This window comes from Sorangium sp. So ce145 (assembly GCF_051525985.1).
In the GTDB taxonomy this organism is placed as follows: domain Bacteria; phylum Myxococcota_A; class Polyangia; order Polyangiales; family Polyangiaceae; genus Sorangium; species Sorangium cellulosum_B.
Map to the genome: position 1 here is coordinate 10,740,803 of NZ_CP150315.1, position 15,522 is coordinate 10,756,324.

10 protein-coding genes and 1 pseudogene are annotated in these 15,522 nt (G+C 71.8%); 8 read left to right on the forward strand and 3 right to left on the reverse strand.

Annotated elements, in window-relative coordinates; translation table 11 throughout:
- Positions 1-11 precede the first annotated feature (11 nt).
- On the reverse strand, positions 12-614 hold the full coding sequence (locus tag WMF34_RS39865; protein ID WP_437991074.1) for a TetR/AcrR family transcriptional regulator: 603 nt from the start codon (positions 612-614) through the stop codon (positions 12-14).
- 166 nt (positions 615-780) lie between these two features.
- On the opposite strand from WMF34_RS39865, the gene WMF34_RS39870 reads away from it, so the two are divergent.
- Entirely contained in the window at positions 781-3,312 is a 2,532-nt protein-coding gene (locus WMF34_RS39870; protein WP_437991075.1) for a PEP/pyruvate-binding domain-containing protein, read from the forward strand.
- A complete protein-coding gene (locus WMF34_RS39875) occupies positions 3,305-4,687 on the forward strand; it encodes an MFS transporter (RefSeq protein WP_437991076.1) in 1,383 nt (460 codons plus the stop codon). Before WMF34_RS39870 ends, WMF34_RS39875 begins: the two co-directional genes overlap by 8 nt.
- A gap of 12 nt (positions 4,688-4,699) precedes the next feature.
- On the opposite strand, the gene WMF34_RS39880 is transcribed toward WMF34_RS39875, so the two are convergent.
- Positions 4,700-5,659, reverse strand: a complete 960-nt coding sequence (locus tag WMF34_RS39880) for a hypothetical protein (protein ID WP_231864501.1) — start codon at positions 5,657-5,659, stop codon at positions 4,700-4,702.
- A 305-nt stretch (positions 5,660-5,964) separates the two neighbouring features.
- Between WMF34_RS39880 and WMF34_RS39885 the strand changes: the two genes are divergently transcribed.
- From WMF34_RS39885 to WMF34_RS39910, 6 genes and pseudogenes are all read left to right on the forward strand, one after another.
- Positions 5,965-7,146 carry a non-reducing end alpha-L-arabinofuranosidase family hydrolase gene (locus tag WMF34_RS39885; RefSeq protein WP_231864502.1) on the forward strand — a complete coding sequence of 394 codons (1,182 nt, stop codon included), beginning with the start codon at positions 5,965-5,967 and terminating at the stop codon, positions 7,144-7,146.
- A 35-nt stretch (positions 7,147-7,181) separates the two neighbouring features.
- Positions 7,182-7,406 (forward strand): enolase C-terminal domain-like protein, encoded by a 225-nt coding sequence (locus WMF34_RS39890; RefSeq protein WP_437991077.1) that lies wholly within the window; start codon positions 7,182-7,184, stop codon positions 7,404-7,406.
- Between the two features lie 48 nt (positions 7,407-7,454).
- Positions 7,455-7,787, forward strand: a pseudogene (locus WMF34_RS39895) (fumarylacetoacetate hydrolase family protein); the annotation flags it as partial.
- A 665-nt stretch (positions 7,788-8,452) separates the two neighbouring features.
- On the forward strand, positions 8,453-9,778 hold the full coding sequence (locus WMF34_RS39900) for a non-reducing end alpha-L-arabinofuranosidase family hydrolase (protein WP_437991078.1): 1,326 nt from the start codon (positions 8,453-8,455) through the stop codon (positions 9,776-9,778).
- A 211-nt stretch (positions 9,779-9,989) separates the two neighbouring features.
- Complete coding sequence (locus WMF34_RS39905; protein WP_437991079.1) at positions 9,990-13,841, forward strand: serine/threonine-protein kinase; 3,852 nt, start codon at positions 9,990-9,992, stop codon at positions 13,839-13,841.
- Positions 13,842-13,966: 125 nt separating this feature from the next.
- Positions 13,967-14,827 carry a hypothetical protein gene (locus WMF34_RS39910; RefSeq protein ID WP_437991080.1) on the forward strand — a complete coding sequence of 287 codons (861 nt, stop codon included), beginning with the start codon at positions 13,967-13,969 and terminating at the stop codon, positions 14,825-14,827.
- A gap of 10 nt (positions 14,828-14,837) precedes the next feature.
- Here WMF34_RS39910 and WMF34_RS39915 read toward each other — a convergent pair whose 3' ends face one another.
- Positions 14,838-15,461 (reverse strand): hypothetical protein, encoded by a 624-nt coding sequence (locus tag WMF34_RS39915; RefSeq protein WP_437991081.1) that lies wholly within the window; start codon positions 15,459-15,461, stop codon positions 14,838-14,840.
- Positions 15,462-15,522: the final 61 nt, after the last annotated feature.

Genomic DNA, 15,522 nt, shown 5'->3' on the forward strand with positions numbered 1-15,522 from the left:
GGGGCCGCGCGTCACGGTCGCTCCGCCACGGGCGCGAGCGTCCGGTGAATCGCGTCGATCGCGAACGTGACGTAGGCCTGGCCCTCGGACCGATCGAACCCCTGGTTCGAGAGGTGCTGGTGGAACGGCCGGAAGTGCAGCGCGCCGAGGAAGAGGTCGGCCGCGTGCTCCGGGCGGACCGGGCGCAGGAGGCCGCGGTCGATCGCTCGCGAGAACCACGCGACCACCTCGCGCCGCGCGCGGACCGGCGGCAGGTCCTCGCGCTGCTCGGCCATGCACTCGACGTGCATGCCGGCCGAGCGGAGCACCGCGAGGCACGGCACGATGCGCTCGAGGTAGGCGGAGAGCTCCTCTGCGAGCTCGAGGAGCTGGATCCGCGCGTCGCGGTCGTCCGGGCCCGCCCGCGCGCGCGCCATCCACGGCGGCTCGAACGGCGGCAGCAGCGCGGCGCGCAGGAGCTGCTCCTTGGTGCCGAAGCGCTGGAACAGCACCCCGTGCGAGACGCCGAGCCGCTCCGCGATGAGCGTCGTCGAGACGCCCGCGCCGTGCTCCAGAAAGCACGCGCGTGCCTCGTCGAGGATCTGCGCGTCGGTGATGTTACGCGGCCTTGCCATTTATAAGTATCATGATACTTACTTCGTGACGTCACAACGACTTTCGGGTGACGGTCGAGCGGACGCTGTCGGCGCGAGTGAGGCGCTGCGCGCTGCCCGAAGCGCGGGCGAGCGCCGGGGAGCGCGCGGCGCGGCGGAAGCAGCCTTTCTTTGCCGAAGGAGATGCATGATGCTTGTTCATCGCTTGAGCCAGCTATCCCGAGCCGACCTCGCCAGGGCGGGCGGCAAGGGCGCCAACCTCGGTGAGCTGATCCAGCTCGGGCTGGCCGTGCCGCCCGGGTTCGTGGTGAGCGCCGACGCGTACGCGGAGCAGGCGCGCGCATGGGGGCTCGCCGAGCGGCTCTCGGCGCACCTCGCCGCGAGCCGCTGGGAGGCGGCGGCCTCGGAGGCGGCGGAGCTCTTCGAGCGGGGCGCGATGCTGCCCGGGATGGAGAGCGCGGTCCGGGACGCGTACCGCGAGCTCGGCGCGCCGCCGGTCGCGGTTCGCTCCTCGGCGACGGCGGAGGACCTCGCCGACGCCTCGTTCGCGGGCCAGCACGAGACGTACCTCGACGTGGCGGGAGAGGACGGGCTGCTCCTCGCGCTGCGGCGGTGCTGGGCGTCCCTCTGGAGCCCGAGGGCCCTCGGCTACCGGGCGGCGCGGGGCATCGATCACCTGGGGGTCCACATCGCCGTGGTGGTGCAGCGCATGGTCCCGGCCGAGTTCGCCGGCGTCCTGTTCACCGTCGACCCGGTGGCCCAGCGCGCCGACCGCATGCTCCTGGAGGTCGCCCCGGGCCTCGGCGAGGCCGTGGTGTCAGGACACACGACCGGCGACGTGTACCGCCTGCGGCGCGCGCCGTTCGCCGGGGCCGCGGCGCCCGGCCCGGACCAGCCGAACGGGGCCGCGGGCCCCGGGACGAACGACCTCGCGATCGACGACCGCGACCGCCGGGAGGCCGGCCGCCCCGCGCCGAGCGACGCGCTGGTGCTCGATCTGGGCCGCATCGGGCTCCGCCTCGAGGCCCACTTCGGCTGCCCGCAGGACGTGGAGTTCGCCTTCGCCGGGGGCTCCATCCACCTCCTCCAGTCGCGCCCGATCACCACGCTCGGCACGGCCGAGATCGATCCCCTCCCTCCGCCCCCGCGGCTCAACCGCATGCAGCGAAGGATGCTCGAGGCCAACGACAACGACAGGTTCCCCGTCGCCCCCAGGCCGCTCGATCAATGGGGCTTCCGGGCGACGCTCCCCGCGCTCGTGCGCATGGTGCGCTTCCTGGGGCTCGACGTGGACGAGGCCGAGGAGCGCGCGTGGGTCGACCAGGTGTGGCGCCCGATGTTCGTCCCACCGCGGGCGCGACCCACCCTCCGGTTGCTCCGGCTGCCGCAGAAGGTCGCGGCCAGCCTGCGCGACGACCCGATGGCGTGGTGGGAGGGCGACGGGTTCAAGCGGCTCCAGGAGGCCTGCGCGCCGGTCGATCTCCGCGCGCTGGACGACGCCGCGCTCCTCCGCCGCGCCGACCGGATCACGGAGACGACGACCGCGGTCCTGGGCGAGCGGTTCGAGAGGAGCGCCAGCCAGCTGGCCGCGATCGCCCTCCGCGTCCCGATCGCCCTCGCCGTGGGACCGAAGCGGACGGCGACCGTCATGCGCGACCTCGTCTCGGGCCTGCGCACCCGGACGTCCGACGTGAACCTCGCGCTCTTCCACCTCGCGCGCAGGGCGGTGAGCGCCGGGCCTGAGGTCGCCGGCGCGATCCGGGCGGGGCGCCCGGAGGCCCTCCGCGGATCGGAGGCCGGCCGGGCCTACCTGGCCGAGGTCGACGCGTTCCTGGACGAGCATGGGCACCGGGAGAGCACCGGTTTGTACCTCTCGGCGCCGACGTGGCGGCAGGATCCCGCGCCGCTGTGGGGGCTCCTTCGCGGCCTGCTCGACGTCGCCGAGCCGCCGTCCGAGGAGGCCGGGCTCGCGCGTTACCGGGCGGCGCTCGAGGAGGTCACCCGCGCGCTTCGCCTCGTGCCCGGTCTGCCCGACGCGTTCCGCCGCACCCTCGAGCGGCTGCGGAGCGCGATCGTGTTCCGGGAGCGCACGCACTACGATCTGGTGCGCTCGTTCTCCGCGCTGCAGGCGATCGTCGCCGAGATCGCGCGTCGCCTCTGCGAGCGCGGGCGCCTGCCGCGCCCCGACGACGTCTTCTACCTGACGGAAGCCGAGCTCCGGGGGTGGCTGGAGGGGCCGGCGCCGCCGCTCGACGAGGTGGAGCGGCTCCTTCGACGGCGGCGCGCGACGTACGGGGTGGTCAACGCGAGGTGGCAGAAGGTGTCGTTCGGGGCGGGCGCGGGAGGCGCCTCGGGCGACGAGCTCCGCGGCATCGGGGCGTCGTCCGGGGTGGTCCGCGGCAAGGCGCGCATCGTGCGGGACGAGCGGGAGTTCGAGCGGCTGAAGGCGGGGGAGATCCTGGTCTGCCGCTACACGAACCCCGCGTGGACGCCGCTCTTCACGCTGGCCGCGGGCGTCGTGACGAACGTCGGCGGCGCGGTCTCCCACGCGGCCATCGTCGCGCGGGAGTACGGGATCCCGGCGGTGCTGGGGGCCGCCGGGGCGACCGAGCGCATCACGGATGGCCAGGAGATCCTCGTGGACGGGACGGAGGGCCGGGTGGTGCTCCTGCGCCGGGGCGACCTTCAGGACGGCGCGGGCGAGCTCGCCCGTGCCTGAGCCTTCGTCGCGCCTGCCGGTGCGGCTCCTCGCCGCCATCGCCCTCTCCACGGCGCTCGCGCCGCTCAACTCCACGATGGTCGCCGTGGCGCTGCCGGAGATGTCGCGCGCGCTCCGGGTCGACTCCGGCGCGCTCCGGCAGGCGCTCGTGACGAGCTACCTGCTCACGAACATCGTCCTGCAGAGCCCCGGTGGGAAGCTCGGAGATCGCCTCGGCCACCGGCGCGCGCTCGGGCTGGGCCAGCTCCTCCTGGCGGTCGGGGCCGCGCTCGCCTACCTCTGGCCGGTGGTCCCGGTGCTCGCGGCGTCGCGCGTCGTGATGGCCGCGGGCGGCGCGATCGTGGTCCCGAGCGCGACGGCCATGCTCCGCACGGAGCTGCCGCCCGAGGTGCGCGGGCGCGCCTTCGGCGCCTTCGGGGCGGTGATGGGGCTGTCGGCGGGCACCGGACCGACGATCGGGGCGCTGCTCGTGGGGACCTTCGGGTGGACGTCGATCTTCCTCGCGAACGTCCCGGTGCTGCTCCTCTCCGCCGCGCTCGCGCACATCGGCGCGCCGCCGCGCCCCGCGGCCGTGACGCCCGCCGCGCCGCGACCGCGGTTCGACGTCGTGGGTTCGGTGCTGCTGGGCGGGTCGCTCATCGGGCTCGTCCTTGGCCTGGAGTCCGCGCACCTCCGCTGGGCCGCGGCGCTCGGCGCGCTGGGCCTCGTGCCCTTCGTGCTCTGGGAGCGGCGCGCCGCGGACCCCGTCATCGACTTCTCCCTGTTCCGGCGGCGCGCGTTCCTCGGCGGCAGCCTGCTCATCGCGCTCCAGAACTTCGCCATGTACGCGACGATCTTCGAGCTGCCCCAGGTGGCGGGGCGGCTGTTCCACGTCGGGCCGCGCGACGTCGGCACGACGCTGCTGGCCATGATGGGGACGATGGTTGTCGTCTCGCCCCTCGCGGGGCGCGGCGCCGATCGCTTCGGGCCGCGCGCGCTGGCGCTCGCCGGCTGCTCGCTCGCCCTGGCCGGCATGCTCCTGCTGGCGATGCGGCCGCTGGGCGCGCTCACGGACGCGATCCCCGCGCTCGTGATGCTCGGCGCCGGCCTCGGCCTGACGTCCCCGCCGTCGCAGTCCGCGGCGATGAGCGATGTCCCGCGCGAGAAGAGCGGAATGGCGGCGGGCCTCACATCGACGATGCGTTACATGGGGGGCATCGTCGGCCTCACCGTGCTCGGCCTCGTCCTCACCGACCACCCGGCGGCCGACGTGGTGAACCGCGAGCACACGATGGCCACGTCCATCTTCGGCGCGGCGCTGCTCCTGACGATCGGCTGCGCCTTCCTCCTTCCCGGCCGGGCCGCCGCGCCGGTGGCAGCCGCGGGATCACGGTAGTCAGTCCACGGCCTACGGGGCGCCGACGGAGGGCTCCGGCGCTCTCGCTCCGATCAGGATGCGCAAGTCGTCGAGGTACTCCGCGTCGTCACCGCCGCAGAGGTCCGGGTCCCCTCCCATGGAGCGATCCACGCTCGCGCCCACGATCACACGATAGGCCCCGCTCGCGCCCACCTCACCTTCGTGCCCGTCGAGGATCGAGCCGGCTGGCAGCTCGTCGATCCAGAAATCGATCCGACCTCTGCGGTGGGCCACGCACATCTTTCGAAGTTCTTCGGGACACCCTTCCTCGGGGCTCATCGCCATCCTGATCGGCGCGAAATAAGGTTCAACGTCCGTGTCGGGCCACGGGTTGGAACCTCGGACGCCTCCCGCGAGCAGCGCGCCGGTGATGTCGGAGCCGGCGCGCACCTCGAACCATTGATGGTCGATGACAGGAACGATATCCGTGTAGTGCACAACCCGCAGGAACACGGGACCGCTCTCGGGAACGGCGCCCAGGATGTCGGAATCCTGGACAGCGATCGTCACGCCATGCGCGACGCCGTCCTTGTCCGTGCAGGCAAGGGAGCGTGATGTCGAGCTGGCCGCCTCCACCTGGCATGGCGCGGCCATGTTCACTTCGTAGGAATCGAACCCCTCGTCCGGCCAAGCCTCGACGGTGACCTCGAATTCAGCCGATATCCCGGCCTGCCGGGGCTCGCAGGCGGACGTCTGCTCTGGTCCCGTCGACTCGCCGCTGCTCGTGGTGCCAGGTGACGAGGTCTCTGTGGGACCACACGCGGGCGTCATGCAGAGGGGGACGAGAGACATCACCGAAAGAGCAACCACGGAGGATGTGCGCTTCATGCCGTCACGTACAAGCAACGCGTGCGCCAGTGCGGAGATGCACGAGCTCTCTGGACCTCGCGCCTGGCGCACAGGCACAGCGGCACAATTCGTCTCGAATTTGTGCCAAAATGCGCCGCGCACACCGTGCTCCGCGCCGGTGTGCGCGAGCCGCCAGGGGGAGGTTCGCGCGCCGGTTTTTGATTGACGCCGGCAATGTGAACGTTCACAATTTGGTCTCCGGGTATCCTTCTGCTTTGCCCTGGGTGGGCCGTCATGCGCCCCGGCTTCTCGTCCTCATGCGCGTTCACCCTGGCGGTCGGGCTCTGAGGAGCTCGCTGGCCCGATTGGGCATCCCTCTGGAGACTAGCATGATCACTCACCTCGATTTGCCCTCCCACGCTCTGGCTCCGTGCCGTTCCCTCCTTCGTCTCTCTGCTCTCGGCTGTGTGCTCGCGGCGCTCGCCGGCTGCAGCGGCGGCACGACCGACGACCAGCCCTCCCCTGATGGGACGGGTGGCTCGGAGAATCCGGTGACGGGCGCCAGCAGCGCCAGCAGTACGACGGGCACCGGCGGGAGCACTGGTACGTCGAGCTCCGTCGGGAGCGGGGGAAGCGGTACGACGGGTACCGGCGGGAGCACGTCGGCCTCGGGGAGCGGCGGCGATCCAGGGGACGGTGGTGGAGGCGCAGGCGGCTCCCCGCCGACCTGCGACTTGCCCACCACGTTCAAGTGGAAGGCGGGGCCTCCGGTGATCAGCCCCAAGCCGCCTGCCGGCCGCAGCTGGGCATCCGTCAAGGACCCGACGATCGTGTTCTTCGAAAACAAGTACCACGTGTTTGCCACCGTGTTCGACACCACGTCGGGCAATGGCGGATGGCAGTCCATGTACTCGAACTTCACGGACATCCCTCAGGCGAACGCCGCTGAGCAGCACTACATGGCGAACTGGCCCACCGGCAGCACGGTCGCGCCCCAGGTCTTCTTTTTCCAGCCGCACAACAAGTGGTACCTCATTTACCAGTGGAACGGCCGGTACTCGACCAACGATGACATCAACAACATGAACGGCTGGAGTCGGCCCCAAGGGCTGCTCCGAGGCGAGCCGAACGGCGCGCTGGACTTCTGGAACATCTGCGACGACAAAAACTGCCACCTCTTCTTCTCGCGGGACGACGGAAAGCTCTACCGCTCCAAGGTCAGCATCGATAAGTTCCCGGCTTTCGACGGTTACGAAACCGTCATGTCGGCCCCCAGCGCGAGTCTCCTGTTCGAAGCCAGCAACGTCTACAAGGTGGATGGGTCGAACAAGTACCTGCTCATGGTGGAGGCGTACGACAACAGCCCTCGCTTCTTCAGGTCGTGGACGTCCGAGAGCCTCGACGGCCCCTGGGCTCCCCTGGCGGACACCAAGCAGAACCCTTTCGCCGGCCCTGCCAACGTGACCTACGAAGGCCAGGACTGGAGCGACGACATCAGCCACGGCGAGCTGATCCGCTCCGGGCACGACGAGAAGATGACCATCGACCCGTGCGACCTGCGGTTCCTCTACCAGGGCAGAGATCCGAAAGTCGGGGGTGATTACGGCAAGTTGCCCTACAGGCTCGGGATGTTGACGCTCCAGAAGTAGCTCCGCTCCCCTCCAGTTGTGGTTTTACGACCTCCGTGGGCTGGCTCGGCTATCCGGACGAGAAGATCCGGCGCGCGTGCCGCGAAGGTATCGAGCAGGGGTTTTCGCGCTTCGAGCTCAAGGTCGGCCTGGATCTCGGGGACGACCTGCGGCGTACGGCGCTCGTGCGCGACATGATCGGGCCGGAGCACACGCTGATGATCGACGGCGCGGCGGGCGCTACCTCGCCCCCACGGCGCCAGGCACATCGATCACCATGAAGGCCGACTCGCTCGCGGCGCACACGTTCCCCGGCGGGCAGGTCTGGCAGGACCGCTGCGCTCGAGCACGTGCTCGGTTACACGTGCGCGAACGATGTGTCGGCTCGCGACTGGCAGCTCCGGCGCGGCGGCGGGCAGTGGTGTCGCGGCAAGACGTTCGACACGTTCGCCCCGCTCGGCCCCCGCCTCGTCACCGCGGACGAGGTCGGAGATCCAGGAGCGCTCCGCATCGCCACCCTCCTGAACGGCGAGCGCGTGCAAGACTGGACGACCGGCGACATGATCTTCGGCGTGCCCGAGCTCATCGAGTTCTTGAGCGGCAGCACGACGCTGCTGCCGGGCACCGTGATCCTCACGGGGACGCCGCATGGCGTCGGATTTCCTCAGCCGGCCGACCGTGTGGCGCGCGGCGCTCGCGCTCGGAGGTCGGGTCCAGATCCTGCCGGAACGGCTCGCGCCCGCGGCGGCTCGCGCCTGGCGCCAAGGTCACGCATGGCCCGCGTGGCGCGGGGGAGCCTCCCGCCGCTGGCTCGCCGAGCGCCGCGGTCAGGAGAGGTGAGCTGGAGCACGGGCCGCGATCGCGAGCGTGTGATGGACCGGGTGCGCGGGGCGCTCGCGGCGTTGCCGGAGCGGACGCCGCTGCCCGACATCTCCGAGGCCACGCTGCGGCCCCGCGTTCCCCCCGGCGACGTCGACCCGGTGGCCACGTTCGCCGCGGAGATCGAGAGAGCAGGCGGGCGGGCGTTTTCAGGGCGTGCACGGACCGGGCGAGCCAATCGCCCTGATCGTCGATGCCTGGTGGAGCGACGCCGGGAGCGCGTTCTGAGGAGTTTCCGGCGATCGGCATCGTGGCCGGCGAGTCCCGCGCGCCGGTTTTCAATTGACGCCGCAGATGTGAGCGCTCACAATTTGGCTCGCAGATTGCTCCGCTTTGCCCTCGGTAGGCCGCCATGCGGCACCGGGCCCTTCGTCCTCGTGCGCGTCAACCTTGACAGTCGGGCTCTGAGGAGCTCGCTGCCCGCTCGGGCATCCCTCTGGAGACCAGCATGATCACTCCCTTCGATTTGCACCGTCAGACCCTGACTCCTTCCCGTTCCCTCCTTCGTCTCTCTGCCCTCGGCTGTGTGCTCGCCGCGCTCGCCGGTTGCGCCAGCGACACGGGGGACGACCAGCCGTCCAGTGGTGGTACGGGTGGCTCGGAGAACCCGACGACGAGCGCCAGCAGCACGACAGGCGCGGGCGCGGGCGCGAGCACGAGCGCAAGCGGCACGGGTGGATCAGGCCCCGGCACGAGCACGAGCACGAGCACGAGCAGCGGAAGCGACCCGGGCACGGGCGGCGACCCGACGTCCGGGGCCGGGGGGAGCGGCGGCGATCCGGGGGACGGCGGCGGCGGCGCGGGCGCGGGCACGGGCGCGGGCGGCTCGCCCGTGACGTGCGACCTGGCCACCTCGTTCAAGTGGAAGTCGGGGCCTCCGGTGATCAACCCCAAGTCGGCTGCCGGTCGCAACTTCGTCTCCATCAAGGATCCGACGATCGTGTTCCACGACGGCAAGTACCACGTATTTGCCACCGTGTACGACACGGCGGGCAACGGGGGGTGGAGTTCCGTGTATTTGAACTTCACCGACTTCTCTCAGGCGGCCTCCGCGCAGCAGCATCACATGGCGAACTGGCCCACCGGCGGCACGGTCGCGCCCCAGGTCTTCTTTTTCCGGCCGCACAACAAGTGGTACCTCATCTACCAGTGGAACGGCAGGTACTCGACCAACGACGACATCAGCAACGTCAACGGCTGGAGCCGGCCCCAGGCGCTGCTCAAGGGCGAGCCAGGCCAGATGGGGAACACCCTTGGCGCGCTGGACTTCTGGAACATCTGCGACGACAAGAACTGCCATCTGTTCTTCTCGCGGGACGACGGGAAGCTCTACCGCTCCAAGGTCAGCATCGATAAGTTCCCGGCTTTCGACGGTTACGAAACCGTCATGTCGGCCCCCAGCGCGGGGCTCCTGTTCGAGGCCAGCAACGTCTACAAGGTGGATGGCACGAACAAGTACCTGCTCCTGGTCGAGGCGTTCGACAACAGCCCTCGCTTCTTCAGGTCGTGGACCTCCGAGAGCATCGACGGCCCCTGGGCTCCCCTGGCGGACACCAAGCAGAAGCCCTTCGCCGGCCCTGCCAACGTGACGTTCGAAGGCGGAAAGTGGAGCGACGACATCAGCCATGGTGAGATGGTCCGCTCCGGGAGCGACGAGCGAATGACCATCAACGCGTGCAACATGCAGTTCCTCTACCAGGGCAGGGATCCGAACGCCGGAGGGGCTTACGAAAGATTGCCGTACAAGCTGGGTCTGATCACGCTCGAGAAGTGACGCCGCGCCCCTCCTCGATCTCTCGGGAGGGACGTCCAGGCAGAAGCGCCGATCTCCCGATCGGCGCCTCCCCGGCGAGCCCGGGCCGACATCGGCCAGGGTCGTGATCGGGGCAAACCATCGATACGTCCGGGGCGCCGCGCGCGCAGGATCCGCGGCCTGAATCCAGGGGATCGCTGGACGAACGGCATTCTCCGTCTATCCTTGAGCGGTGCGCTCGGGGGAGCTCTTGGGGGGGCGCTTCCGCGTCGAAGCGCTCGCGGAGAGCGGAGGCATGGGCGCGGTCTACCGCGCCTGGGACGTCACCACCGGAAGGCGGGTCGCCGCCAAGGTGCTGCACGATCCGTCGCCGCACCACCTCGCGCGCTTCGCGCGGGAGGCCGAGCTCCTTGCCCGCCTCGCACACCCCGGGATCGTCCGGTACGTCGCCTACAGCGCCGCGCGCGAGAGCACGCCCTTCCTGGTCATGGAATGGCTGGAGGGAGAGGACCTCTGCCGGCTCCTCGCGCGCCGGCGGCTCTCGGTCGCCGAGACCGTGGAGCTCGGGGCGCGCGTCGCCGCGGCCCTGGGCGCCGCGCACGCGCTGGGGATCGTCCACCGCGATCTCAAGCCGGCCAACATCTTCCTCGTCGGCGGCCGGATCGAGGAGCCCAGGCTCCTCGATTTCGGGGTCGCCCGCCTCCCGGACATGGCGCCGATCACCGGCGCCGGGATGCTCGTCGGCACGCCCGATTACATGGCCCCGGAGCAGGCGCGCAGCGGCGATGAGGTCGGCGCGCCCGCCGACATCTTCTCGCTCGGCTGCGTGCTCTTCCAGTGCGTCACCGGCGCGCCGCCGTTTCAGGCCGATCACCTGGTCGCCCTCCTCGCCAGGATCATCTTCGACGATCCGCCGCGCCTGTCCGAGCGCTGCCCCGGCGCGCCCCCGTGGCTCGACGCGCTGGTCTCGCAGATGCTCGAGAAGGATCCGGCGCGGCGCCCGCGCGACGGGGCCGCGGCCCACGCCGCGCTCGCGGCGCAGGAGGTCCACGGCGGGTCGATCCCGGCGCCGGCGAGCTCCGCCCTCACCAGCAGCGAGCGCCGCTTCCACGGCGTCGCGGTGATCGGCCGCGCGCCGGCGTCCGCGCAGGACGCCACCCTCTCGATCTGCGAGGCGGACCCGGACGCCGGCGCGCTCCGGGAGGTCGCCGCCCGCTTCGAGGGGCGCCTGGAGCTGCTCGCCGACGGGACGGCGGTGCTCATCGTCGGCCGCCCGCACGTGCCCACCGACGTCGCCGCGCAGCTCGCGCGCTGCGCGCTGGCGCTGCGGGAGCGCGTCCCCGATCGCCCGATCGCGATCACGGTCGGCTGGGGCGAGCTCGGGCGCGGCCTGCCGGTCGGCGACGCCATCCAGCGCGCGGCGGGGCTGCTCCGGAGCGCGGGCCGCGCGGGCGCGCCGCGGATCCTCCTCGACAAGACCACCGCCGGGCTGCTCGAGGCCCGCTTCGAGGCCGCGATCTCCGCGTCCGGCGCCGTCGAGCTGCGCGGCGAGCGCAGCGCCGCCGAGCCGTGGCGCCCGCTCCTCGGCAGGCCCACGCCCTGCGTCGGCCGCGATCACGAGCTCCGCCTGCTGGAGCAGACCTTCGCCGCCTGCGCCGGCGAGCCCGCCGCCCGGGCGGTGCTCGTCATCGGCGCCGCGGGCATGGGCAAGTCCCGCCTGCTCCAGGAGCACCTCGCGGCCCTCCGGCGCGCCGGCGCGCCCGCGGAGATCTGGGCGGCGCTCGGGGATCCGCTGCGCGCGGGCTCCATCGGCGGCCTGCTCGCGGAGGTGATCCGGGGCGCGGCGGGGATCCAGGGGGGCGAGCCCATCGAGGAGCGGCGCGCGCTCCTCCGGGCCCGCGTCGCCCGCCGCGCGCCCGAGGCGGAGCGGCGCCGGATCGAGGAGTTCCTCGGAGAGCTCGCCGGCGTCCCCTTCCCCGACGAGGACAGCCTCCCGCTCCGCGCCGCCCGGCAGGATCCCGAGCTGCTCGGCGAGCAGATGCAGCGCGCGCTGCGCGATTTTCTGCGCGCCGAGTGCGCGGCCCAGCCGGTGGTGCTCGCGCTGGAGGACGTGCACTGGGCCGATCGCGCCTCGGTCGCGGCCATCGACGCGGCGCTGCGCGAGCTCGCGGACCAGCCGCTCGTCGTGCTCGCCACGGCGCGCCCCGAGATCAAGCAAGCCTACCCCGATCTCTGGGGCGAGCGCGGGCGGCAGGAGATCTGGCTCAGGCAGCTCTCGCCGAAGGCGTGCGCGCAGCTCACGCGGGAGGCGCTGGGCGGCGCGGCCGACAGCGCGCTCGTCGATCGTCTTGTCACCCAGTCCGAGGGCCAGCCCTTCTTCCTCGAGGAGCTGATCCGCGCGACGGCGGAGGGCCGGGGCGAAGCGATGCCCGACACCGTGGTGGCGATGGTGCAGGTCCGGCTGGAGGCGCTCCCGCCGCCTGCGCGCCGGATCCTGCGCGCCGCCAGCGTGCTCGGCGAGGTGTTCTGGCGAGGCGCCGTCGCCCACCTGCTCGGCGGCGACGCCGCGCCGCTCGCGGATCACCTCTCCGCGCTCGTCACCGGGGAGCTCTGCGTCCGCCGACGCGAGGGCCGCTTCCCCGGCGAGGAGGAGTACTGCTTCCGCCAGGCGCTCCTGCGCGAGGGCGCTTACGCGCAGCTCACCGAGGACGATCGAGCGCTCGGCCACCGCCTCGCCGCCGAGTGGCTCGAGGGCGCGGGCGAGGCCGATCCGCTGGTGCTCGCGGCGCACTGCGAGCGCGGCGGCATGACCGCCCGGGCGGCGTCGCTGCTCGTCCGAGGCGCCGAGCTCGCGGCCGCGCGCCGGGCCTACCTCGACGCCGAGGGCTGCTACGGGCGCGCCGAGGCGCTGGTCGGCGCGCTGCTCCCCGCGGCGCGCCACGCGCGGGGCCTCGCTCGCTTCCGGCTCGGGCGCCACACCGAGGCCCTCGCCGACCTCGCCGCGGCGCGCGAGGAGGCGGCCGAGGCGGCGGAGCCAGGGGCGGAGATCGAGCTCCTCCTCGATGAGGCCATGATCCTCGACTGGACAGGCGAGTACCGGGCCGCGAGCGAGCGGGTCGAGGCCGCCGAGCGCCTCGCCGACTGGGTGGACTCCCCCCTGCTCAACGCCCGCCTGCTCCTCGGCGTGGGCCGCTCGCTCCACCGGGACGACCGCGAGGACGAGGCCGCCATGGTGCTGTCGCGCGCCGCGGAGCAAGCCGCGCGGCTCGGGGACGAGGGCTACGAGACGCACATCATCGCCCGGCTGATGCTCGGCTTCATCCTGGCCAGCCTCGGCCGGATCGACGAGGCGGTGCGGGATCTCGACGCGGTGATCCTCAGCTGCGAGGAGCGCAGCGATCTCATGCACCTCGGCGCAGCGCGGAACAACCGCGCGCTCGCGCGGGCCCTCCAGGGCGACCGCGCCGGGATGATCGCCGACCTCGAGCGCACCATCGCGCTCGGGCGCGACCTCGGCCAGCCCGCGTTCGAGCTCGTCGGCCGCTACAACCTCGCCGAGCACCTGTATCTGATGGACGATCTCGAGGCCGCGGCGCCCCACGCGCGCGCCGTCCAGGCGATGGAGCCGCGCTGCGACGACCACCACGCGCCGATCGCCGTGGCGCTCCTGACCGCGCGCCTGCGCCTCTACCAGGGCGACGAGGCGGGCGCTCGCGGCATCGCCCTGCGGCTGCGCGCGGCGCAAGAGGGAGCCGGCAGCGACGCGCTGAAGCCCTCGGAGGACGTGCTCTGCTCGATGATCGAGCTCGCGACGCGCGACGACGACGGCGCCGCGTGGGCCGCGCTCGAGGAGCGCTCCGCGCGCTGCTCGGTAGGGCAGGAGCGGATCGAGGTGCTCGAGGCGCGGGCCCTCGCCGCCTTCCGTCGCGGCCGGTACGTCGATGCACGGCTGCAGATCGAGCGCGCCCTCGCGGCCGCCTCCACCACGCCGACCGTCATGGGCAGTCGCCTCCGCCGCTGGCACACGGAGCTGACGGCGCTGACAGAATCGGAGGCCCCGGACACCCACCCTCGTCGCCGCTGAATCACCTTGCACGGGCGCGATAATGCGAAAAGATAGAATATTGAACCCATAGTCAACCTATGGGCGATGTTGGTGAGCCCGCGCTCGCGCGCCGCGCGCAGGGAGCCGCCGGGTATGCGCCAGAAATGGGGGAGGAACCCATGTCGCTCAAGGAGACATTCATCGTGCTTGTCTGGGCTGGGGTGCTGTCGGGCTGCGCCGCGGAGGTGGGGGACACCGAGGCGCTGGAGGAGCTCGTGGGGGAATCCCAGGGAGCCCTTCTGGGCGGCAATGCGCTCACCGCGAACGCCCTGAACCTCAATGCCTTGAACCTCAACGCCTTGAACCTCAACGCCCTGAACCTCAACGGTCTCAGCGCGCAAAACCTCGCCGCGATCCGGGATCCCGGCCCGAGCGGGGCGCTGGCGCGCGAGTTCATGAAGTATGCGACGAGCTGCGCCCTGAAAAGCACGGCGTCGTTCAACTTCTCGTGGACGGACGCCAGCGGCACCGTCCACAACGAGCGCTACCCAGGGCTGCTCGGCGCCGCGCCGACCTGGGCGAACGGGCCGCTCGACGAGCTCGGGCAGCGCATGGTCTCCAGCTGCGTGGCGGCGCGCGTGAACTACTATCAAGTGCCGGTCCTCCTCTCCGCCCGCTCGCTGCGGGATCCGCTGAAGACGCTCTCCTCGAGCCAGGAGCTCATCGATTATCCGGACGTCGAGGGGGCCTTCTGGGGCAACCTGTTCGCGGCGCAGCCCTACGTCAACGCTTGCTACAACAGCGCGACGGTCGACAACTCGCGCGCCTACCAGCGCGACTGCGCCGCGGGCCACCTGATGTCCGACGGCCAGCTCGTGGGGTGCGGGGTGATCCGCATGGTCGGACCCTGCAGCCAGGTCTGCCAGGCCCTCAACGGGGCCGGCCAGTACTACCCGTCCTGTGTCGACCGCCCCGGCCAGAGCACCGCGACCGTCAAGGAGGTGATCACCACCGCCTTGCCCTGACCGCGTGCCCTCAGAAGGCGCCGACCTCGCCGAGCAGCGTCCCATTCTCGATCAGGTCCACATGGCCCCGAGGGGTCGACTCGCCCGCCGCCCAGCGCGATTCGACGGAGAGCTCGAATGCGCCGCCGCACCCGGCGCAGCTGTCCCCCGATCCGCGGCCGGCGTACACGTCCGGGAACGGGTTCTCGTCGAAGAGGAAGGACAGGCGAAGGTGCGCGGCCCCGTCGTCGCCCCGGTAGAGCGCCCCGCGCTGCTCGTGGTCGAGGATGCCGTCGCTGCTCGATAGATGCCCGAGCACGAGGATCTGCAGATACGCGTCGGAACACTGGCTGCTACGGTCGATGTACGCCACGACCGGCGAGCTCTCGGTGTCGGCGACGAGGGACCAGCTCGCGGCGCTCGTCGTCCCGTTGGCCCATGTCACGTCGAAGCTTCCGGCCCCCCCGGTCGCGTCGATGGCCTCCTGGCCGCTCACACCGAGGGGCGTCGGGTCGGAGAGGGCATGCTCCACGGCCTGGCCCGTTGACTGCGGGAGGAAGTCGCAGGGATCGGCGGCGACCTCCCCCGTCTGTCCCCCGCGCGTGCACCCCATGAGCAGCCCCGCCACGAGCCAGCAAGCAAGCCGTACGTTCATCGCAGCCTCCATCGACATCCACTTGCCGCAGCGCAGGAGCCCCCGCAAGCGCCGCATAGCG